Origin of the sequence: Bacillus sp. FSL L8-0099, from assembly GCF_038006385.1 — a bacterium.
Taxonomy (GTDB): Bacteria; Bacillota; Bacilli; order Bacillales; family Bacillaceae_G; genus Bacillus_A; species Bacillus_A toyonensis.
Window position 1 is genome coordinate 2885033 of sequence record NZ_JBBOVC010000001.1, and the last position, 21914, is coordinate 2906946.

17 protein-coding genes and 3 other annotated features are annotated in these 21914 nt (G+C 35.1%); of the genes, 2 read left to right on the top strand and 15 right to left on the bottom strand.

The window, feature by feature from the left end; genetic code table 11:
• Window positions 1–219: 219 nt before the first annotated feature.
• From MHH42_RS14650 to MHH42_RS14700, 11 genes are all read right to left on the bottom strand, one after another.
• Window positions 220–1845, bottom strand: coding sequence for an ABC-F family ATP-binding cassette domain-containing protein (locus MHH42_RS14650; RefSeq protein WP_000633859.1), 1626 nt, complete (start codon window positions 1843–1845; stop codon window positions 220–222).
• A 260-nt stretch (window positions 1846–2105) separates the two neighbouring features.
• Entirely contained in the window at window positions 2106–5222 is a 3117-nt protein-coding gene (locus MHH42_RS14655) for an MMPL family transporter (protein WP_142307354.1), read from the bottom strand.
• A gap of 254 nt (window positions 5223–5476) precedes the next feature.
• Window positions 5477–6043 (bottom strand): TetR/AcrR family transcriptional regulator, encoded by a 567-nt coding sequence (locus tag MHH42_RS14660; protein WP_001107311.1) that lies wholly within the window; start codon window positions 6041–6043, stop codon window positions 5477–5479.
• A 124-nt stretch (window positions 6044–6167) separates the two neighbouring features.
• Window positions 6168–6623 (bottom strand): NUDIX domain-containing protein, encoded by a 456-nt coding sequence (locus tag MHH42_RS14665; RefSeq protein WP_000620963.1) that lies wholly within the window; start codon window positions 6621–6623, stop codon window positions 6168–6170.
• A gap of 108 nt (window positions 6624–6731) precedes the next feature.
• The gene (locus tag MHH42_RS14670) at window positions 6732–7889 is read right to left on the bottom strand and encodes a GNAT family N-acetyltransferase (protein WP_016108624.1); all 1158 of its coding nucleotides are present in this window, start codon (window positions 7887–7889) and stop codon (window positions 6732–6734) included.
• 154 nt (window positions 7890–8043) lie between these two features.
• On the bottom strand, window positions 8044–9333 hold the full coding sequence (aroA, locus tag MHH42_RS14675) for a 3-phosphoshikimate 1-carboxyvinyltransferase (RefSeq protein ID WP_000664599.1): 1290 nt from the start codon (window positions 9331–9333) through the stop codon (window positions 8044–8046).
• A gap of 16 nt (window positions 9334–9349) precedes the next feature.
• Window positions 9350–10450 carry a prephenate dehydrogenase gene (gene tyrA / locus MHH42_RS14680; RefSeq protein ID WP_016108625.1) on the bottom strand — a complete coding sequence of 367 codons (1101 nt, stop codon included), beginning with the start codon at window positions 10448–10450 and terminating at the stop codon, window positions 9350–9352.
• The gene (hisC, locus tag MHH42_RS14685) at window positions 10443–11543 is read right to left on the bottom strand and encodes a histidinol-phosphate transaminase (RefSeq protein WP_016108626.1); all 1101 of its coding nucleotides are present in this window, start codon (window positions 11541–11543) and stop codon (window positions 10443–10445) included. Before hisC ends, tyrA begins: the two co-directional genes overlap by 8 nt.
• Before the next feature lie 16 nt (window positions 11544–11559).
• Window positions 11560–12732 carry a chorismate synthase gene (aroC, locus tag MHH42_RS14690; protein ID WP_001269419.1) on the bottom strand — a complete coding sequence of 391 codons (1173 nt, stop codon included), beginning with the start codon at window positions 12730–12732 and terminating at the stop codon, window positions 11560–11562.
• Window positions 12733–12785: 53 nt separating this feature from the next.
• Window positions 12786–13005 (bottom strand) — a binding site (T-box leader).
• 9 nt (window positions 13006–13014) lie between these two features.
• Window positions 13015–14091: a bifunctional 3-deoxy-7-phosphoheptulonate synthase/chorismate mutase gene (locus MHH42_RS14695; protein ID WP_001273577.1), complete on the bottom strand. Its 1077-nt coding sequence runs from the start codon at window positions 14089–14091 to the stop codon at window positions 13015–13017.
• A gap of 194 nt (window positions 14092–14285) precedes the next feature.
• Window positions 14286–14523, bottom strand: a binding site (T-box leader).
• Between the two features lie 54 nt (window positions 14524–14577).
• Window positions 14578–14814 (bottom strand) — a binding site (T-box leader).
• A gap of 108 nt (window positions 14815–14922) precedes the next feature.
• Complete coding sequence (locus MHH42_RS14700) at window positions 14923–18405, bottom strand: DUF4020 domain-containing protein (protein ID WP_070173366.1); 3483 nt, start codon at window positions 18403–18405, stop codon at window positions 14923–14925.
• A 181-nt stretch (window positions 18406–18586) separates the two neighbouring features.
• Between MHH42_RS14700 and MHH42_RS14705 the strand changes: the two genes are divergently transcribed.
• Entirely contained in the window at window positions 18587–19024 is a 438-nt protein-coding gene (locus MHH42_RS14705) for a YndM family protein (protein WP_001013100.1), read from the top strand.
• A gap of 128 nt (window positions 19025–19152) precedes the next feature.
• Here the strand turns inward: MHH42_RS14705 and MHH42_RS14710 are convergent, their stop codons facing one another.
• From MHH42_RS14710 to MHH42_RS14720, 3 genes are read right to left on the bottom strand one after another with little or no spacing between them, the layout of a single operon-like run.
• Entirely contained in the window at window positions 19153–19683 is a 531-nt protein-coding gene (locus MHH42_RS14710) for a cysteine hydrolase family protein (RefSeq protein WP_070173367.1), read from the bottom strand.
• A 41-nt stretch (window positions 19684–19724) separates the two neighbouring features.
• Window positions 19725–20264: a GNAT family N-acetyltransferase gene (locus MHH42_RS14715; RefSeq protein ID WP_070173368.1), complete on the bottom strand. Its 540-nt coding sequence runs from the start codon at window positions 20262–20264 to the stop codon at window positions 19725–19727.
• A 9-nt stretch (window positions 20265–20273) separates the two neighbouring features.
• Window positions 20274–20540 carry a YfzA family protein gene (locus MHH42_RS14720; protein ID WP_253185311.1) on the bottom strand — a complete coding sequence of 89 codons (267 nt, stop codon included), beginning with the start codon at window positions 20538–20540 and terminating at the stop codon, window positions 20274–20276.
• Window positions 20541–20681: 141 nt separating this feature from the next.
• Here MHH42_RS14720 and MHH42_RS14725 point away from each other — a divergent pair, with 141 nt between their 5' ends.
• Window positions 20682–21203 (top strand): kinase, encoded by a 522-nt coding sequence (locus MHH42_RS14725; RefSeq protein WP_340893517.1) that lies wholly within the window; start codon window positions 20682–20684, stop codon window positions 21201–21203.
• Between the two features lie 39 nt (window positions 21204–21242).
• On the opposite strand, the gene MHH42_RS14730 is transcribed toward MHH42_RS14725, so the two are convergent.
• A complete protein-coding gene (locus tag MHH42_RS14730) occupies window positions 21243–21908 on the bottom strand; it encodes a hypothetical protein (RefSeq protein WP_142331926.1) in 666 nt (221 codons plus the stop codon).
• Window positions 21909–21914: the final 6 nt, after the last annotated feature.

The window sequence follows — 21914 nt, forward strand, 5'->3', positions numbered from 1 at the left end:
TCTTATTACTCAAAATACACTTCTCCTGTTACAATTAACTCCTTCAATTCTATACACATTACATGTCATCTATATGTCAAAAATCTATGCAATCATAACATTACAACTTCTTACCACCATAAATGTTATATTTGAATAATTATTCATTTCGTACCTTGGTCTTCATCTCTTTTCAACAAAACCCCCGCTCTAACAAAGAGCGGGGGTTTTCATCATATATTATTGACCTTTATACATTGCATCTACTTGTTTTTGAAGTTCTTCATTTTCTAAGTACTCATCGTAAGTTGCCTCTTTATCGATTACACCGTTTGGTGTTACTTCGATAATGCGGTTTGCAATTGTTTGTACGAACTGATGGTCATGAGATGTGAATAACATTGTACCTTTGAATGCAATTAAACCGTTGTTTAATGCAGTGATAGACTCAAGATCTAAATGGTTCGTCGGATCGTCAAGTGTGATTACGTTCGCACCACTTAACATCATTTTAGATAGCATACAACGAACTTTTTCGCCTCCAGATAATACAGAAACGTTCTTCTTAACTTCTTCACCTGAGAATAACATACGGCCTAAGAAACCACGTAAGAAGCTCTCTGACTCATCTTGTGGAGAGAATTGGCGTAACCAATCAACTAAGTTGAAGTCACTGTTCTCAAAGTATTTAGAGTTATCTCTTGGGAAATACGATTGAGATGTTGTAACACCCCATTTGAATGAACCGCTATCTGGCTCCATTTCACCCATAAGGATTTTAAATAATGTTGTCATCGCAATATCGTTACGACCGATAAATGCAACTTTATCACCTTTATTTAAAGTGAAGTACACATTATCTAACACTTTTTCGCCATCAATTGTTTTAGAAAGTCCTTCAACAGTTAATAAGTCATTTCCTATTTCACGCTCAGGTGTGAAACCAACGAATGGATAACGACGTGATGATGGTCTAATATCATCTAATGTAATTTTATCTAATAATTTTTTACGAGAAGTTGCTTGTTTCGCTTTAGATGCGTTTGAGCTAAAGCGTGCAATGAAGTTTTGTAACTCTTTTACTTTCTCTTCTTTTTTCTTATTAGCATCTTGTGTTAATTTTAAAGCTAATTGGCTTGACTCATACCAGAAGTCATAGTTACCAACATAAAGTTGAATTTTACCGAAATCAAGATCAGCCATGTGCGTACAAACTTTATTTAAGAAGTGACGGTCATGGGATACAACGATTACTGTATTTTCAAAGTTCATTAAGAAGTTCTCTAACCATTGAATCGCTTTTAAGTCCAAGTGGTTGGTAGGCTCATCTAGTAATAGAATGTCAGGTTTACCGAATAAAGCTTGAGCAAGTAATACTTTTACTTTCTCTGCCCCAGTTAATTCTGACAATTTCTTATCATGAAGATCTTCACCAATACCAAGTCCTTTTAGTAAGATTGCAGCTTCTGACTCAGCTTCCCAACCGTTAAGCTCAGCGAACTCACCTTCAAGTTCAGCAGCACGCATACCATCTTCATCACTAAAGTCTTCTTTCATGTAAATAGCATTTTTCTCTTGCATTACTTTATAAAGTTGCGTGTGACCCATAATTACTGTTTCTAATACTGGGAACTCTTCATATTCGAAGTGGTTCTGTTTTAATACTGCTAGACGCTCACCTGGCGTAATATGTATGTCACCTGTTGATGGTTCGATTTCTCCAGATAAAATCTTTAGAAATGTTGATTTACCAGCACCGTTTGCTCCAATTAAACCGTAGCAATTACCTGGCGTGAATTTTATGTTAACATCTTCAAACAATTTGCGATCCGCGAAACGCAAACTAACGTTACTTACTGTAATCATTTGTGTCCTCCTACTAATACCGCTTATTTCAGCGTTTTCTCACCGATTGTCTTAAAAAATCGCATATTACGACTCAATTATTGTAGACTATAGCTATTATATAGTAGAAGCTGGATGAATAGCAACGGTTGATTACCTTTCTACAATGAAATCGGATAGTTTTTATCGATTCTCACTCTGTAATACATTGGATTAATTTCCTATTTTTAATTTTTATATACAGAAAAAACTGTAGGGAAAACATTCCCTACAGTTTTTTCTTATTTCGTATTTATTATTTTCTCTTTATAACTCTTCAATTTACTCGTTAACCCTATTAAAGCAGGTAACAATATCGGCATCACGATTAAAGCTAATAGTAATAGTGCAACGTCAACAACTGATGCTACTTGTATAAGTGTCAATACACCTGATGGAATTAATGCAGCAAATGTCCCGCCTAAAATTAGCGCCGCTGATAATACAACTCCTCCTATATGACGAGATGCAGTTACAATTTTCGTTACCGGATCCCCTTCTATCTCGTTATAGCGCATCATTACGAAAATACTATAATCCACTCCTAAAGCGACAATCATAATGAAGCTAAAGAATGGAACATTCCAGCTTAATGAATCTACATGTAATACATGTGCACTAATTTGTTCGCTTATACCAAGTGATGCAAAGTACGCTAATAGTAATGAGCCAATAATAAATATTGTGTTTAGTAATGAGCGTGTAATTACGATTAATACAATCGCAATTCCAATCAACATAATTGTAGCTGTACGTAAGAAATCTTGCCCGGTTACTTCTTTTAAATCAACATTTCTAGCTGTTGTCCCGCCGATCGCTTTTTTCGCCGTTTTTAATTCAGTACCATTTAGCGTACCATCTATCGTTTTATTAATTTCTTGAATGATTGGCATCGCTTCTTTTGAATACGGATTTACGTCTAAAATGATTGTCATTTTAGCAGTCTTTCTATCATGTGACATGTACGTATTCAATGCTTTTTGGAAATCTTCTCCCGCTAACACTTCTTTAGGAATATAAAATTTCTCAGAGCTTTTTGACTCATTAAGCTCGCCTAAATATTTCTGAGCATCCCCTAGGCCGTTACTTACTTTTCCAAGCCCTTCTGTACTTTTAGATAAGCCGGATTGTAATTGCCCCATCTTTTCTTGCAGGTCTTTCAATCCAGTTAAAAGCTGCCCTTGCCCATCATTTATTTTTGTTAAGCCGGATTGTAGCTCAGATGATTTGTTTGCAATTTGTTTTGAACCTGTAGCTCCTTCGTTTAATCCAGTTTTTAGTCCGGCAGCTCCTTTTTGTAACTCGGTAACGCCATTATTCATTTCCTTTAAGCCGTTATCTACTTTCAGTAATGATTGATTCGCTTCTTTAAATGAATTCACCGCAGCTTTATGTTGTACTGCTAATTGATTTAATTCTTTTGAAAGTCCACTTAATTGCTTTTGAGCTTCCTTCGCAATTCCTATCGTTTGCTGTACATTAGGATCATTTGCTACTTCTGGTTTCGTTTGAATGAAATTAGTCATTAACACTTCAATTTGTTCATATCCTTTTTTTGCACCGTCAATCGCTTGAGAAATACTTCCGAAGTATTGATCGTAAGAACTTAAACCCTTTTCTAACTGTGCATAACCAGCATGAAGCTGTGACGTTGCACCCGATAGGACATTTATATTTTCATTTACTGAAGTTAACCCACTCTCAATTTGCTGCGCTCCTTGTGCACCTTCGTTTATGCCAGTGGATAATTGATTTAAAGCTGTTCCTAATGCTGATACTCCATTTTTCGCTTCGTTCGTTCCATCAATTAACTTTTGAACATTTGCAAGACTATTTGAGTCATTACTACCCATTTTATCTTTCGCATCCGTTAAGCCATCATTAATTTCCTTTATGCCACCATTAGCATCGCCTAAACCAGTATTTAGTTCTCCCGCTTGTTTATTTAAATATAATTCTTTTATCTTATCACCAGTTGGACGCGTCGGTGCATATACTTCTGAAACACCTTTAACTTTCGAAATTTTATCAGTTAATTCATCTAAAGTTTGTAGAGACGTTCCTTCATCTAATTTTTTGTTAGATTGAATCACTAACGTACTTGGTGAAGAAAATCCTGGTGGAAAATGTTCTTCTATCACATTAATACCCATTTTTGATTCATACTTATTATCCACTTCAAACAAATCATTGTAATTCAGTGTATTAGAGTATTTTAATACGAAAGGAATCGATATCACGAATATGATGATTAAAGCAACAAATGGTCTTGCTACTGAATTTTTAGCAAAGAATCCCCATAAACGGCTATCCTCATGACCTTTAAATGTTTTAACTGGATAAAACATTCCTTTTCCTAAAAGCACCATAAAAAATGGATTTAAAGTGGTTATTACGAGTAGTAATACTAAAACACCAATTGCTACCGCTGAAGTAGATTGATATAATTTAAAACTCGCTAAAGCAAGTGATGCAAAACCAATTAGCACCGCTATCCCGCTATATAAAACGGTTTTACCTGCCGATTTAAATGTTTCTTTCGTGGCCAAAAATGCATTTTCTTGTTTACTTAATTCTTCTTTAAACCTCGTATATAATAAAATGTTGTAATCTGTTCCTACTCCAAACAGTACGACAACTACAAACACTTGCGTAAAGTTAGAAAACGGAAAATTAAATTGATCTACAAGATGAGCAATAATACCCATTGAAACTAAATACGATATACCAACTGTAAGAAGAGAAACAATTGGAACAATTGGTGAACGGAATACAATGATTAATACTATAAGAATGAAAATGATTGAAATAACTTCAGTCTTTTTCACTCCCTCTTGAGAGGATGTAAGAAAATCACCCGCTATTAAGTCACTTCCTGTTAAGTACGTTTTTACTCCTTTCGTTTGCACTTTTTTATGAAGATTATTTGCAACTTTTGATATTTCACCATGCTTTTTATCTATTGATATTTGCGTTAAAATAGTCGTATTATCTTTAGAAACTAATTGTTTCTCCAATTCTTTATTATCTAAATGTGAAACAACTTCCTTAATTCCTAATTGCTCTTTTTCATTTTGCAAAGCGTTGATTGTTTTTGTTATTTCCTCTTTTTGCTCAGTAGTTAAAGCTGCTTTATTGCCACTATTAAATACGGCGATAACTTCGTATTTTTCAACCCCTTCTTTATCCATTTCTTTGATCATTTTGTCAGCAATACTGCTTTGTTCTGTATTAGGAATTGTAATTTTCCCTTTTTCCTTCACTAATTTATCCATATTAGGCATCGCTACGATCATTGTAATAGTAATAACTATCCATAATAGAAAAGATAAACTTCTCCAATTTTTTAGCTTGCTCATTTGAATCATCTCCCATTTTTAGCTTGTCATGTTAAGCTAGGAATGAACATTCATTTCTATCCTTTTAAAACTATCATTTCGGAATGAACGTTCATTCCTATCACTCTATTAAATTATTTTTAAAACCCTTTTAAATTACCTTTCACGGAATGAATATTCATTCTCTTAGTACTACAAATATATCATCCCCTATTTCATTTTTAAAATCCATTTCGGAATGAATGTTCATTCCTGTCCTTATAAAGCTATTAGAATCAAATGATTCTAATAGCATTCCAAGAGCTTTCTTCCAATTCTTTTACTAATTCTTTTGAGTATTCTAATTGCCCTGTCGCCATTACTTTAGTTAATTTTTCTAGCGGTTGGTATACAATGATAATTAATGCAACTGGAGGCAATGGACGGAGAAACCCTTTTGCGATTCCATCTTCTATAATATTCATAAAGAAGCCTATAAAATCGTCAAATATTTTCTTACTCTGTTCATCAAGAAAATAACTATCACAGTGAGAATTTGTAAAAAGAAAAGCATCCACATTGTTTCTCGCAAATTCAAATAAACGGTTGTATGTATGACTAAACTGTTCACGAATATTTGCTTCAACAGGAAAATCTGTTTTTATCATTTCAGATAGTTGCAACATACTTTTTGAAAATAATGAGTTAACGAGTGCCTCTTTATTTTCAAAATAGCGATAAATCGTACCAGCGCCGACATTTGCTTTTTCAGCGATCATCGGAATTGTCGTACCATCGTAACCACGCTCTGCGAATAGTTGTATAGCTGCTTCAAAAATGTCTTCTTGTTTATTTTTAGCCATTTTTCTCACCTCAATTTTAAGGAATGAAAATTCATTCCTTTTTTAATTATAAATTAGATGGATTAAAAGTCAAGTGTGTGACTAAGCAAATGTAGCATTTTCAAATAACACACTCACTTAGATTTCAATGCATTTTTTGAATTAACACTTCAAAAAAATTCTTTGTATCATCGTGACTTAAAATGCTCAATATATCTTGTGTCTTAAAAAATTGAACTTGACTTATTTCATTATCTTTTGGATTCAAATCTGTTCTATCACCTATATATTCTACATAAAACATAGTTGTTTCTTGTTTTTCAAATCCAGTTTTCACTTTTAATTCTTCAGGAAACTCAAAGCAAATTTTATCTTCCATTTGTTTCATAACTATAAACTTTTTTGAACCGGTTTCTTCTTCAAGCTCTCTCAATATAGCACTTTCTAAGTCATTATCTGTATGTTTTAATCCGCCTTTAGGAAAATCCCACTCCCCCTTTGACAAATTGTATTCTCCTTCTATATCGCTTATTTTTACCTTATGTACCAATAAAAATTCACTATTTTGGAATATGATTGCGCCTACAGCTTGCCTAATCATTCTATTTCCCCTCCTAAAATAATGCTTTCATTCTATTAATAGAAAAGTACTATAATAACTGTTTTTCATTATAGTACTTTTCTAATGACACATTGCACAGTATATTAATTAAAAGAAATCATAAATAAACGGCTTACGCACTGGTACTAAATTCTCAAATGACCGCATTGCCTCTTCGCTTCCGCTAATTAATTCAAGTTCGTTTAGTTCTAATGGACGTTTGTATCCAAACATTATTGTCGATAGTGCATTTATATCCAGTTTGATTCCTTTTTCCGTTGCTTCTTCTACAATTGTTAATTCATGATTTGCAAGTCTCACTACTACGTTATTCCACGGAGCAAATGAATCTGTAATATGTAAGATCACTTCTTGCTGTACATTGTTCCAGTTCAACTCGTATTGTTTTAAGAACTTCTCCACATCTACAATTCTTCCCATAAAATATGGTTTTATTTCTGTCTTCACGCGTGGCTCTTGCAATGTATATAACAACGGTTCGTTTTCACTTACTGTCATTTCAAGTTCTTTAATCATAGAATCATGCTGGCAAATAAAGTTCCACAGACCATTTCGTGCTTCATTATGCAGTGGTACAAATTCTTCTACTGTCATTTTATAGTTTTCTATTTTATATAACATGTAACCAGCTGCCGTTTTATTTTCATCATAGTAAATCGCTAATGCTAAATCATCATAAACCACTTGTAACCACCAGTTTTTCTCTCGAACTAACATACCTGAAAAACGTTCTGCAAAGATTTCATATAGCTTCTCGACTTCTTCTGGATGATTTTCTTTATTGAAACGTTTCACAGTGCCATTTACTTGTTTTTTCATAACTAAATCGCTCTTAGTCATATGACATACGAGAAGATTCGCACAAAGTTCCCAGCCGTATTTACGGTAAAATGAAACAGAAAATGGATGTAACATCGATACTGTATATCCATCTTTTTTCATCGTTTGAAGAGAATGCTGAAGTAGCTCTTTTACATACCCACTTCTTCTATACTCAGGATACGTCGCTACCCCTGCAACGCCGCCCATTTTAAATGTTTCTTTTCCTATGTATATATGAAATGGAATAAGATGTAGTTTTGCTGCTAAGTCTTCCCCTTCCATAATGCCGTATATTTCATGACTTTCTTTCATTCGAGTGATTTGCTGCTGCAATCGTTCCTCATTTACTTTATATTGAAAAGCGTATTCTGATAAACGTAATGCTTCTCTAAATTTATCTTCTTGTAATTGTATGACATTCATATAATTCTCCTCCATTCCCTGATTGAATTGTATCATAATTCTTACTATTGTAGTTCGGTAAGTGAAATTACACAGACGTTTCAACAAAAAATATCGATTTTACAACAACCTAACATAAAAAAGCAGATACATAATGTATCTGCTTCTCATCACCTTATTTTGCTAACTTTTGAAGTTCTTCAAAGAATGTAGGATATGATACGCCTACTGCTTCTGCATCTTCAATTGTTGTTTTTCCCTCTGCTAGACAGCCAGCAATCGCAAGCATCATTCCGATGCGGTGATCACCGTAACTATTTACTGTACTGCCTTTTAGAGCTGATTTTCCGTATATAATCATGCCATCATCAGTTGCTTCTATGCGAGCTCCTAGTTTCGTTAACTCCGCAACGACTGTATCAATACGGTTCGTTTCTTTTACTTTTAACTCGTGTGCATCTTTAATAACTGTAATACCTTCTGCTTGTGTTGCCGCTAAAGCGATAACTGGAATTTCATCGATTAGTCTTGGAATAATATCCCCACCAATTTCAATTCCTTTTAATGAAGATGTTTCAATCGTAATGTTTGCAGCTGGTTCTGATGCCCCTTCGTTAATCGGCTCTACAGTAAATGTAGCACCCATTGTCTCTAAAACATCAATAATACCTGTACGAGTTGGATTCATTCCTACATTTTGTAATACTAGTTTACTATTTGGAATAATTGCTCCCGCTACTAAGAAAAATGCTGCTGATGATACGTCACCTGGTACTTGAACGTCTGTCGCTGTTAACTTCTGTCCACCTGCAAGTTTCACTGTTTTTCCCTCACGAGTTACGTTAACACCGAATGCTTCAAGCATTCTTTCCGTGTGATCACGCGAAATATGTGGTTCTGTAACAGCTGTTACACCTTCTGCCCGAAGACCTGCAAGTAAAATAGCTGACTTTACTTGTGCACTTGCAACAGGAGAAATATACTCAATTGCTTTTAAATCTCCGCCACGTATTGTGAGCGGCGTAAACGTTCCTTCTTCTCGGCCATCAATTTTTGCGCCCATTTGTTTTAATGGATTTGTAACACGTTTCATCGGTCTTTTTGCGATAGACGCATCACCTTGTACGCAAGAGAAAAATGGTGTATTTGCTAATATTCCTGACATTAATCGTATCGTTGTACCAGAATTACCAACATCTAATACAGCTTTCGGTTCTTGTAAGCCTTCAATTCCTTTTCCGACTACAGTTACTTCATCACCATTTTGCGTGATTTCTACTCCCATTTCCTTAAAGCACGAAATCGTACTTAAACAGTCTGCACCGGGCAAGAAACCTTTAATTGTCGTTTTTCCTTCTGCAATTGCGCCGAACATAACAGCACGATGTGAAATGGACTTATCACCTGGAATTGTAATGTTGCCGTTCAATCCGCTATTTATAGGTTGTATCGTTCTTTCTTTCATGTTTTCACCTTCTCATTTAAATTGTTTCATAAGTTTGGTATTCTTCTTCTCTAAGCGCTAGTTTCGCTTTCATACGATCTTCTTCTCTTTGGAAGCTAATGCGTAATACGCCAAGCAATCCTTCTCGCGCTTCTAATATTTGCAAGTTCGTAATACTAATTTCTTCACGCGCCAAAATACTCGTAATATGAGCCAATGCCCCTACTTTATCTAAAACATCGACGTATAAGTCGTGATAGGCAGGAATTGCCCCTCTTTTTCGTACTGGTAAAGAATCACGGTATTCTTTCGCATCTGCAAAATAGTTTTGAATCTCGCCTGCATCTCCAGTAGAAACAGTATCATATAATTCTTCCATTTCAGAGATCCACTCTTTTAATACTACCATTAAATGCTCACGATTTTGCTTTACAATATCACTCCACATTTTCGGGCTACTAGATGCAATGCGTGTAATGTCTTTAAATCCGCCTGCAGCTAGCTGATGAATGAGCGGATTATCTCCTGCATGTTTCTCCACTTGCTTGACTAACCCTGCTGCGATAAGATGCGGAAAATGACTAACGATCCCTGTTACATAATCATGCTCTTCTGTATTTAAAACGAGAAAATGAGACCCCGTTCCCTTTAACCAACCTTTTAGTTCTTCCACTTGTTCATTTGGCACATGGTTCATCGGTGTTAAAATGTAAAATGCATTTTCAAATAAATGTGCTTTTGCACTTTCAACCCCAGTTTTATGAGAACCTGCCATCGGATGTCCACCAATGAAAGAAATTTCCTTTGAAAATAAAGCTTCCGCTTCGTTCATAATTGTTCCTTTTGTACTACCAACATCGGTCACTATCACATCTTCTCGTAAACGAAATGACGCTAATTTGTGTAATAACTTCTTCGTTTCTTCAACTGGAGAAGCAAAAACAATTAAATGTGCCTCTTCACATGCACGCTGTAAATCTACTGCTACTTCATCTACTACGTGTAATTCTTTCGCACGCTCTACTTGCTCTTGAAATATGTCATAACCTGTTATCGTTACATCGTGCTCTTTCTTAATTGCTAATGCGAGAGAACCTCCTATTAAGCCTGTTCCAATTAATACTACCTTTTTACACATTTGCCTCATCTCGAGACTTATTTTTCTTATTTTCAAAGTGTAGTTTTAACACTGAAATCACTCCTTCATTTTGCTCCCTTGTGCCGACTGTAATACGGACACCATTCGGGAACGGACGAATAATAAACCCTGCGTGTGCACAAGCTTCATAAATCTCTCCACCATTCTCTACCGGTAAGAAGATGAAGTTTGTTTGTGACGGATAAAATGGAAATTCGTTTTCCTTACAAAAACTTTCGTATTGTTGTATTCCCTCTGTATTAACACGTACAATTTCTTCAATAAACGCTTCATCGTTAAAAGCAATCGTTGCTGCTTTTTGCGCTAATGAAGATACGTTAAATGGCAAACGTACGACATTTAATTTCTCGATTAACTCTTCCTGTCCAATCGCATAACCAACGCGGAAAGATGCTAATCCGTACGCTTTAGAAAACGTTCTAAGTACAAGAATGTTGTTATGTTTTTCTAGAAGCGGTAATGTCTCAGGGAAATCTTTTGCTGTTACGTATTCATAGTACGCTTCATCAATGACAATTAACGTATTTTCACTAATGCTTTCAATGAACTGAGTCAATTTTTGCTCATTCACATATGTGCCTGTAGGGTTGTTCGGATTACAAAGCCAAATGATTTTCGTATTGTTATCAACTGCTGACGAAATTTCATCTAAGTCGTATACACCGTTATTTAAAGCAACTTCTTTCACTTCACAACCTTCAATAATTGCATGATGACGGTACTGTGGGAATGTTGCACCTGCCGTTACGATGTTATCTCCAGCTCGAAGTACGGCGCGACTTATTATTTGAATGACCTCATCTAAACCACTACCGCAAAGTATTTGTTCCATTTGAACTTGTAATTTCTCTGCAATTGTTTGACGGAGCGTTGTAGCACCTCCGTCAGGATATAAAGCATGTTCTAACCACGATTTTTGCAACTCTTCTAACACTCGTGGCGAACAACCGAATGGATTTTCATTTGATGCTAATTTCACAAACGAATGATCTCCGTACACTTCTTTCATTTGTTCTGGTGATTTACCTGGTTTATATGGTTGTAAGGATGATAGTTGATCTTTTACTTGCATGTTAAACCCACCTTTTTTAAAATTCTTTTGCGTATTTGTTATGTTCTGTAATGTTTTGCTTTAATAATTCCATACGATCTTTTCCGAATTGTTCGACTAGTGCATCTGCAAGTTCCCATGCCACAACAGATTCAGCTACTACACCTGCTGCTGGTACTGCGCAACTATCAGATCTTTCAATACTCGCTTGGAATGCTTCTTTCGTATCAATATCAACGCTTGCTAACGGTTTGTATAATGTAGGAATCGGCTTCATAACACCTCTTACAACAATCGGCATTCCCGTTGTCATACCACCTTCTAAACCGCCGGCATTATTCGTTTTTCTCGTGTATCCTTTTTCTTCATCCCAAAGGATTTCATCGTGCACTTTACTTCCTGGCTGTCTTGCCGCTTCAAAACCAACACCAATTTCAGCACCTTTAAATGCATTAATACTCATAATAGCACCAGCGAGTTTTGCATCTAATTTACGATCGTAATGAACGTAACTACCAACACCAATTGGCATACCTTCTGCAATGACTTCGACAATACCACCGATTGAATCTCCACTACTTTTTGCATTATCGATCGCATCCATCATCTCTTGTTCTACTTCTTTATCTAAACATCGAACAGGTGAATTTTCAGTTATCGTTTGAATCTCTTCAATTGATAAGTTGGAAATATGCTTCGCTTGCACCCCACCAATTTCAAGCACATGCCCTGCAATTTCCACACCTAACTCTTTCAAAATTTGTTTCGCAACTGCTCCAGCAGCTACACGAACTGTCGTTTCTCTTGCAGATGAGCGCTCTAATACGTTTCTTATATCACGATGACCGTATTTAATAGCTCCGTTTAAATCTGCATGTCCTGGACGTGGTTTTGTAATTGTGCGTTTCATTTCTTTACTTTCTTGCTCTGAAATCGGGTCTGCACCCATTACTTTCGTCCAATGTTTGAAATCATCATTTTTTACGATTAACGTAATCGGTGAGCCAAGTGTCATCCCGTGACGAACACCACTTACAATTTCAACTGTATCTGTTTCAATTTGCATGCGTCTTCCGCGCCCATGTCCTTTTTGTCTTCTTAATAATTCCTTATTAATATGTTCCGCTGTTAATGTTAAACCTGCCGGTACACCTTCTAAAATAACTGTTAACTGCGGACCATGTGATTCTCCAGCTGTAATGTATCTCATTTCTTTTGCCCCTTTACTATTTTTTTGTACAAAAAAGTCCCTACTGAGCGCTCAGTAGGGACGATGTTTATCGCGGTACCACCCTAGTTGTAGACAACTATCGTCTACCTCTCTTCTTCTTTAACGATCGTTTGACCGTCCTCCCCTCCAAAAGTTGTCGGGAAAGATGCTCCAAGGCTGTAATTCATGCTTATCTTTGTACTGATTCACACCGACCATCAGCTCTCTATAACAGTGAGATAAGCACTACTGTTTCCTCTTCAGCGCATATATGATATGGAATTAAGATAATTTATTTTTGAAACCTTTTAACTCATCCATGAATCTATGGAATTCTGGAATGTCCATTTGTTGTGCAGAATCTGATAATGCAACTGCTGGATCTGGATGAACTTCAGCCATTACTGCATCAGCTCCAATAGCAAGTGCCGCTTTCGCTGTTGGTAATAATAAATCTCTACGTCCAGTTGAATGTGTTACGTCAACGATAACTGGTAAATGTGTTTCTTTCTTTAAAATCGGTACTGCAGAAATGTCTAATGTGTTACGTGTTGCTCTTTCGTATGTGCGGATACCGCGCTCACAAAGAATAATTTGGTCATTACCTTGCGCAATAATGTATTCTGCTGCATTAATGAACTCATCAATTGTTGCTGCTAATCCACGTTTTAGTAATACTGGCTTATTAACTTTACCTACAGCTCGTAGTAAATCGAAGTTTTGCATGTTACGTGCGCCAACTTGAATTACATCAACGTATTCTAATGCCATTTCAACATCGTTCGGATTTAAAATTTCACTAATAATCGCTAAGTCGAACTCATCTGCTACTTGGCGTAAAATTTGTAACCCTTCTACTCCTAAACCTTGGAAATCATATGGAGATGTTCTCGGTTTGAAAGCACCACCGCGCATTAATTTTAAGCCTTGGTCTTTCATAGCTTGCCCTACTTGGCGAACTTGCTCTAAGCTTTCTACTGCACAAGGCCCCATGATGAACGTTTGTGTTCCGTCCCCAATCAATTCACCTTTTACATTAACGATTGTATTTTCTTGTTTCTTTTTACGTGATACTAATAACGCCTTACGGTTATCATCTTCTTGTAATTCCAAGCTAGCTTTGAAGATTGTTTTGAAAATATGTTGAACTGTTGACGTTTCGAATGGTCCTTCGTTATGCTCTGCGATCATATCAAGTACTTCACGCTCACGTACTGGATCAAAGCGTTTCGTACCTTGTACTTGCTTTTGCTCCCCGATTTTTTGAACGATTTCACCACGTTTGTTTAAAAGGTGTAATAGTTGTAAGTTAATTTCATCTACCTGTTTACGTAATTGATCTAATTCATGATTTGCCATTTGGAAATCCTCCTCTAATGTTTTAAAAGTATAGTAAGAGAATGAAAAATTCTCTATTTTCTGAACTGGTTAATTATACAAATTTAAAGTGGAATCGATACCTCTTCTTATCTTAAACTAATAATTACCACAAAGACACTATCTACTAGCTGAAAACCACTTTTTTTGTACAAAAAAGCCCTACTGATCCAATCAGTAGGGACGATATTTATCGCGGTACCACCCTAGTTGTAGACTTCTTTCGTCTACCTCTCTTCCTTGTTAACGATCAATGTGACCGTCTTTCCCTTCATAAAGACAAATACTATCTTTACTACGAAAAAGATGCTCCAGGACTGTAATTCGCTCTTGTTTTTGTACTGGTTCGCACCAACCACCAGCTCTCTGTTACAGGGAAACAACAACTACTGCTTTTCCTTTCAATGCATGACTATTTTATTTTCAAGTTGGACCACTAAAATACAAAAAGTCCCTACTGAATAAATCAGTAGGGACGATATTTATCGCGGTACCACCCTAGTTGTAGACTAACTTTCCGTCTACCTCTCTTCACTGTTAACGATCAATTGACCGCCCTTTCTTCATAAAGACAATCCTATCTTTACTACGAAAAAGATGCTCCAAGACTGTAATTCATGATTATCCCTGTACTGGTTCACACCAACCACCAGCTCTCTGTTACAGTAAGACTAACCACTACTGTGATCTCTTCATTGCACTTTGTTTATTCAAATGTTTTTGAAATTGAATAAGTATGATTCGTATTATAGAACGCTTTTCAAAACACTGTCAATATCTTTTTTATATATTTTTTAAAATTCCACTTTCGTCCTATATTTCTTCTTGTAAATTCCCCATTACAATTCCGATGCGAATCATCTCATTTTCTATTAAATTTAATACGTGTTTTTCTATTCCAAACTGGGCTAATCGTTTTTTTATTTGTATGATTTCATTTTCAAGAAAATCAGCTTCCTGACGTGTTTGCAGTAAAGTGAAAAAGACATTTGCATACATTTCTTTATACGCTTTCATACTCTCTTTCTTTTCAAACATTTCAATAAATAACTGTTTCATTTCCTCCCCTGCACATTCTCCATTTACATCTATAAATGTACGCGACATAATACGTAATCCTTTTTCTAAAATTTCATCCATGTATAAAATAATACGTAAAATCATTACATATTCTCTCGTTGTTATCTCACCCATTTTTGGTCGTTCTCGTAAAAATATACTGAGCCAAGCTGTCCAAAATTTTTGTTGTTCTTTTACACTTAATGTTTTAACGTAATAGCATAAATGTTGCATAAATTTAATTTTATTCTCTTCATTTTCTCGTATAAGCAACGGATATAGCCAATCTGTTTTTTGTTCCCAATACAGCACACATTTTATAAATACAAAACTAAGCCACTTCAAGAAAGCTTCCCTCGTATGCGGGTGTAAAACTTCTAAATGCTCTACTGCATACTTAATAAACCTCTTCATTTCAGTAAATAAAGGTAAATTTATTTGCGTATAACATAGACCTGCCCAAGCATATTTCGTAATCTCATTTTCTTTCTTTAATTCTAAGTAAGGTAACAAATATTTTCGGCACCATTGTTTCTCAATATGATATAAAAATGTAATATCTGCTATTAAACGCGCAAACATAAAGTTTGTCCGTTCAGAACTTACTCTTACTTGTTCTTCAAATAAAAATAAATATTCATACACGTTGCGATCGTATAAATGATCATATGATAACAGTTTTAATAATACAGCTGTCATTTTTCCAACAGGATGCTGAATCGACTCATTATAAAAGTCTTGTTTTCCAATCTTAAAATCTGTATCGCTTTTCATAACTTGAGGAAATACCGAAAAAGCAAAACGTTTTACAAACCGTATACTATTCTCCTCTAACTCTTCTAATCGATTACTAATCTCATATAGAAAACTACTAATTAACCAATGAAATGCAGTGTTTCTAACAAATTTCTGTAACAGCGGAATAATTTTTTGGATTTGCCCATTTGTCAGTCTCCGGTTATTTCGCCACTCTCTAATACAAACAAACCACACTTCGTTACTTATTTCATGCATGCCTACTAATTGGTACGCAAATGAAATACTCCACTCTGTATTCAATTTACATGCCTTTGATAACATCTCTAAAAAATGACGTTGTTCAAAAACACCGTCATTCGAAAATTGCCGAATTTGGTTCATGATTTCATCGTCTTTCAGCTGCAGTAATCCATCGGCAGTTACATTACAAGTAATACTTTGTTCGATGGCCTTTTTTTTAGGTACACTGTATCGATCAGAATGAAAATGCGGATGTTTCTGTTTCATTAGCTCGTATCCTTGTGCTGTTGATGGACTATTTGAATCACAAGTGAATAATAAATCTAAAACTAAACAAACATCAAATGCCCTCTCCTCTGCAAGGTGCTTCATTGCAGTTTGAATGACTTCTTCCTTTGTTTTTTCTAAAGAATGTACGTAATGATTTTTTAAAAGTTGAAACACCTCATGTTTATATGTGACATCTAAAAGAAGCCCTCCCTGTAACAACCATTTCATTTTATCATCTACGCTAACAAATAAATTTTTATTCATCGCATCAATTGCAATTCGCTTTTGAAGCAAACTATTTGCTTCTATCATTTCTGTAATATAATAATTCGCTTTTTTCTCATTGTTTTCACATAAATAGATTAGACACTCTTTTACAATTTGAATTAAAAACGCAAGGTCATTTTGATGAAACTCTTTCTCTACATTTTCCTTATTTCTTTTTTTCAGTGCCGTTTGTCTTAATGACAACATTCGCATCTTCTCTAATCCCATCATCAAAATGGGAACTGCGTAATAAGAAATATGCGGTCTCATCTTCTCATTCCAAATTTGCTCCACATGAGAAAATGTAGACACCGGTAACCGACTCGATTCCTCAAGTTCAATGGATTCTTGTGTATCATTTCCTAACTTTCTTTCACGCTTCAACTTAAGTTTTCCATCCAAAATAAACGTTAGTAACAATAAAGCAATTTCTTTATGCTCAGGAAAAGAACACTTTTGCAGTAAGTAAGAGATTTTTTCTATAGATTTACTATCTTTTTCAGCTGTTTCTAATAAAAGGAGTGTCCATCTTGCAAACAACAACGGGTCCATCTTGATCTTCGTTTCGTTTAAATAGCTGCAAATTGTTCTCCATAATAACGGGGATATTTTAGAATGATTTTTAAAAATCAATTGAAATAATTCTTTCTGATGACTAAAAAGAAATTGTTCCACCAACCATTCTGCAAGCAATTCATCTACTTCATCATAGGTTGACGTAAGCAAAAATAAATTTCGTAATTTCCCCTCTGCTTCAAGCCATTCCACCCATTCATAATCTCGGGCAAATTCAACAAAATATCGAACAGTTTCAATTTTTTTAATGGACTGTTTTATGTAGGATAATTGTTCCTGCTCTACTGATGGTGGCACTGTTACAATGTCACGAATACGCATTCTTTTTGTAATATAATTATCCCCCATTAATTCCGCCCAGCGTTTTACCGCTTTGACGAGGGACTGATGATTATTTGATTTATTCGGATACACAATCGGCCTTATCCCTAAATGTTCCCAGTGATACGTATTTTCTCCTTGTGCGACAAATGCATAGCGCCTTGTACTTGGTGGTAAACCAGTTGCTAAATATTTCATTACTGGGTCATTATGGCTATACCCAACGAATAAAACGGTGTAATTGGAGAATAAATCAACTAAAAATCTTCTCGCCCATCCTTCCGTTAAGTAAGCCCTTCCAAAATCACCATCTGTTAAAATTAAAGCTTCCTTTTCTTGTTCTATATTTCCATGTATGTAAGCGAGCCCTTTAAACGCTCTACCTGTAGGTAAAGCAGGTGCATAATAAACGTTTAATTCTCTATTCATTTCGTTCATCGCAGTTGTAAAATGCTGATCAAAATTCGTCGTTACAATGCGAACTTCTGTATCTAAAGGAAACAACCTCGGAATTGCAAAATGAAGCGGATTTGGTTTTGACGTTTCTATATGAACTAGATCTTTTGCAACTTGATGTACATCTTTTGTTTTCGCAATTTTACCAAGATAATAATCATGAGGTTCTGTTATTTCACGCTTTTCGACATATAAAGTTTTTGCAATTTCATCAACTAAATCATCAAAATTCGGTAAGTTTGATTTCCCTTTCATAGAAACTCCCGCTCCAACAAACAATACTAACTTTCCTTGTTCAAGATGATCGATTAACTCATCTGGAATTTCTACTTCTGAAGTAATCCACATTTGGATTCACCCCTTACCTAAAAATGTCATATACTCTCATTTTACTATAACATTTTTTTGTTGTTTTTTTAATATTTAGACATAAATTCGAACATGAAAAAGTTTTATTTAAATATATTAGTTACAATGTATGAACTCCTGAATTTATTGCAAAACTATGTATAAATCGGAGGTGTAACTATTGAATGGTTTTACTGTAGTACTTATCAAATTCATATCATGCATTATCGCATTTAGTATCGGACTAGCTTTATTTTTCCCTGCAACGTTCGTCCAAATTATTTCATTCAGTCTTTTTGTGACAATCGTATCTTATATGTTCGTTGATAAAATCATTTTAAATCGCATTGGCAATACTGGTGCCATTATGACAGATTTCTTATTAGCGTATTTAAGCGTTTGGATTTTCGGTAATATTTTATTAGACAACTACATGCAAATTGCATGGGGAAGTATCCTTTCAGCGATTGTCTTCACATTATCAGAAGTAATTGTACATCGCTTCTCTAACTCACACACAAGACATCACAACGATAATATTCATATTAATCGTCGATTTGCATATGGTACGGAGTTTGCTGAAGAACAGAATGTATTGGATAAAGATAAGAAGAAGTAACATTTTGATGAAGGAGCTCCCTTTTTAATCATGCGGGCTCCTTTTTCTGTATTATCATTTCGGTACATGAAATTATATAGACTTACCAACAATATTTGATATGTTATCTTCAAATAAAAAACTGCCTCTTATTTAGAGGCAGCCACTTTCAAATCTTTTAACGTCACAACATCAGCAAACGCTCCAAACACTACGTTATGATGTTTCACAATATCTTCAGCACGTAACACATCTGTATCAAATGTACTATGCGCATCACTTACTAACGTTACTTTATACCCTTCACTACATGCTCTGCGCGTTGTCGTATCCACACAATACTCTGTTTGCATGCCTGAAATAATAACATGTTCAATTCCTTTTTCTTGTAACACTTCGTTTAAGTTTGTTTTATGGAATGAATCTGGCGTCGTCTTTTCAACGATACTATCACCCTCTTTTGGTGCAATTGCCGCATGCACCTCCCAGCCATTTGTCCCTTTTTCTAACGGGTGATCTTTTGGCCCGTTATGTTGGACATATATAACCGGAATATCATTGGAACGACATTCCTCAATGAGTTCTTGTAATGTTTCTAAAAACTTTTCCCCATTATGTACTGGTATTCCTGCTGTATACATACCTGCTTGTACATCAATTACTATTAATGCTTTTTTCATTTCGCTCATCCCCTTTGTTTGTATAGGCCATTGGATATTCACTATAGTTGTTTATATTCCATCATCCAACAATCTTCTAATTTCCCCTCATGCAGTTCATGTTCCTTTAAAATCTTAACTTTTTTAAATCCGCATTTTTCATAACACTTTATCGCACGTTCATTATTTACTTTTGGATCCATTGCGATTGCTTCCGCCCCCACGTTCTCTACAATATATGTAATCGCTGCTTGAACGAGTTTTGTTCCGATTCCCTTTCCCCAAAAGGTCGGTTCTCCGATAAATTGATCCATCCCCCATACATTTTGCGATTCTTCATATCCATATAACGCTTTCCATTCAGAATCAACTTGGTACATTTGAATGTATCCGATCGGCACTTCATCAAATTCTATTAAACATCTTTTTTCATGGCTGTTTGGATTATGTATAAAATGAGTAAGCACCATTTCTACAGATTGCGGATTATCGCGTCCTTCGTAATACTGCAAAACTTCTGGGTCTGTTAACCATTTAGACATGATAGGTGCGTCATCTTCTATTACGTACCTAACCAATAAATCTCCTTTTTGAAAAAGCATGTGACACCTCTATTGTTCCTGTATATTTTTCTTTACTATTACATCTTTACTTGCACCTACTAGTGCATATGGTAGTAATGTTATCGCAAAAAATATTGTAAATACATTCAATTGCGAGATTTTATATGGTGTGAACCATTCCGTGAAAAATTGAGAATGTAAAATTCTATTAAAAAACTCTCCGCCCAGTCTAGAGTTTGGTTTCCATTCAGTAACATCACAAATAATAAAAATGAATTGTACAATTAAAAATGCCCCTAAATACCGAAACCAAATTCAATTCCAAATCGGCTGCACTTTATTTAATGTATCTTCCATCTAGCTCTCACCTTTTTTATTTCTATCATATTGATTATACACTTTCCTCACTTTATTTGTTAAAATTTTCTATACAATCAAAGATGTTGGGGGAAATATATGATGTCTAATCCTATACAAAAATCAACTTTAATTATCCTTCGGGGAAACTCCGCAAGTGGCAAAACAACAATCGCAAAGGAACTGCAAGAACATTTCGGGCAAGGTACACTATTAGTCTCACAAGATGTCGTGCGTAGAGATATGCTAAAAGTACACGACACAATGGGTAACTTATCTCATGATTTACTATTTGAAATTACAAAGTATGGAAAAGAAAAATGTGAATTTGTTATTTTAGAAGGTATTTTAAACAGTCGTAGATACGGTAATATGCTGAAAGAATTAATACACCACTTTGATGGAAACGCGTATACATACTACTTCGATTTATCATTAGAGGAAACGATCAGACGCCATAATACAAGAGAAAAACGAATTGAGTTTGGAGAGGATTCATTACGAAAATGGTACAATCCTCACGATACAATTGTAGTGAATAGGGAGACTGTTTTTACAGATGCTTTTACGCAAAAAGATATATTTCATGCGATTCTTAATGATGTTGCGATACGAAAATAAGACCGACAGAATATGTCAGTCTTATTTTCGTTATGTACTTTATATTTCGGTTTTTATAATTGAACAATCTTTACATAAATAAAAATATATATTCATTTCCCCGAACTGGAAATCAACTACTGAAATAAGTTTCCGTTCCTTAATATCTTGTGTAATTGTAGCAACATACTTCATTTCTTTAGAGCAAGTTGGACATGCAAAATCCTCTGGAAGATCTTCATATAATGGTGCCCCTAATAATCTACAAACATATTCTGAACCGAACAAGTCAAAAGCTTCCCAGTAACTATCCTCATCAGTAGGTATATCTTCATTTTTCATATTTATAAGCTTTACAGTTGTTTTTGGTAATGAAACTGGAAGCTTATCTTCCTCTTCCATTACCCATTCTTCTGTATTTTCTTGCCGTATAATTTGAACTGTTTTACCTCCATTACTTAATTGGAAATATTGTGGCTCCCACACCATTGCACAATTCAAGCATGAAACTAATGGTAAAATATTTAGTTCTCCACTTTTAAGTTCAGCAAGCCGCTCATCATTCAAATCAAAACAAATGATTTGGTGCATCTTCTCACCACATAACTTACATACTGGTAAATGACAATCTTGATCGCCGAAATAATGATTATACAAATCTTTCCCTTCGATTACTCTATACCCTTTCTTTTCATTGCAATATGCGCCATATAATTCCGTTATCATATTCCA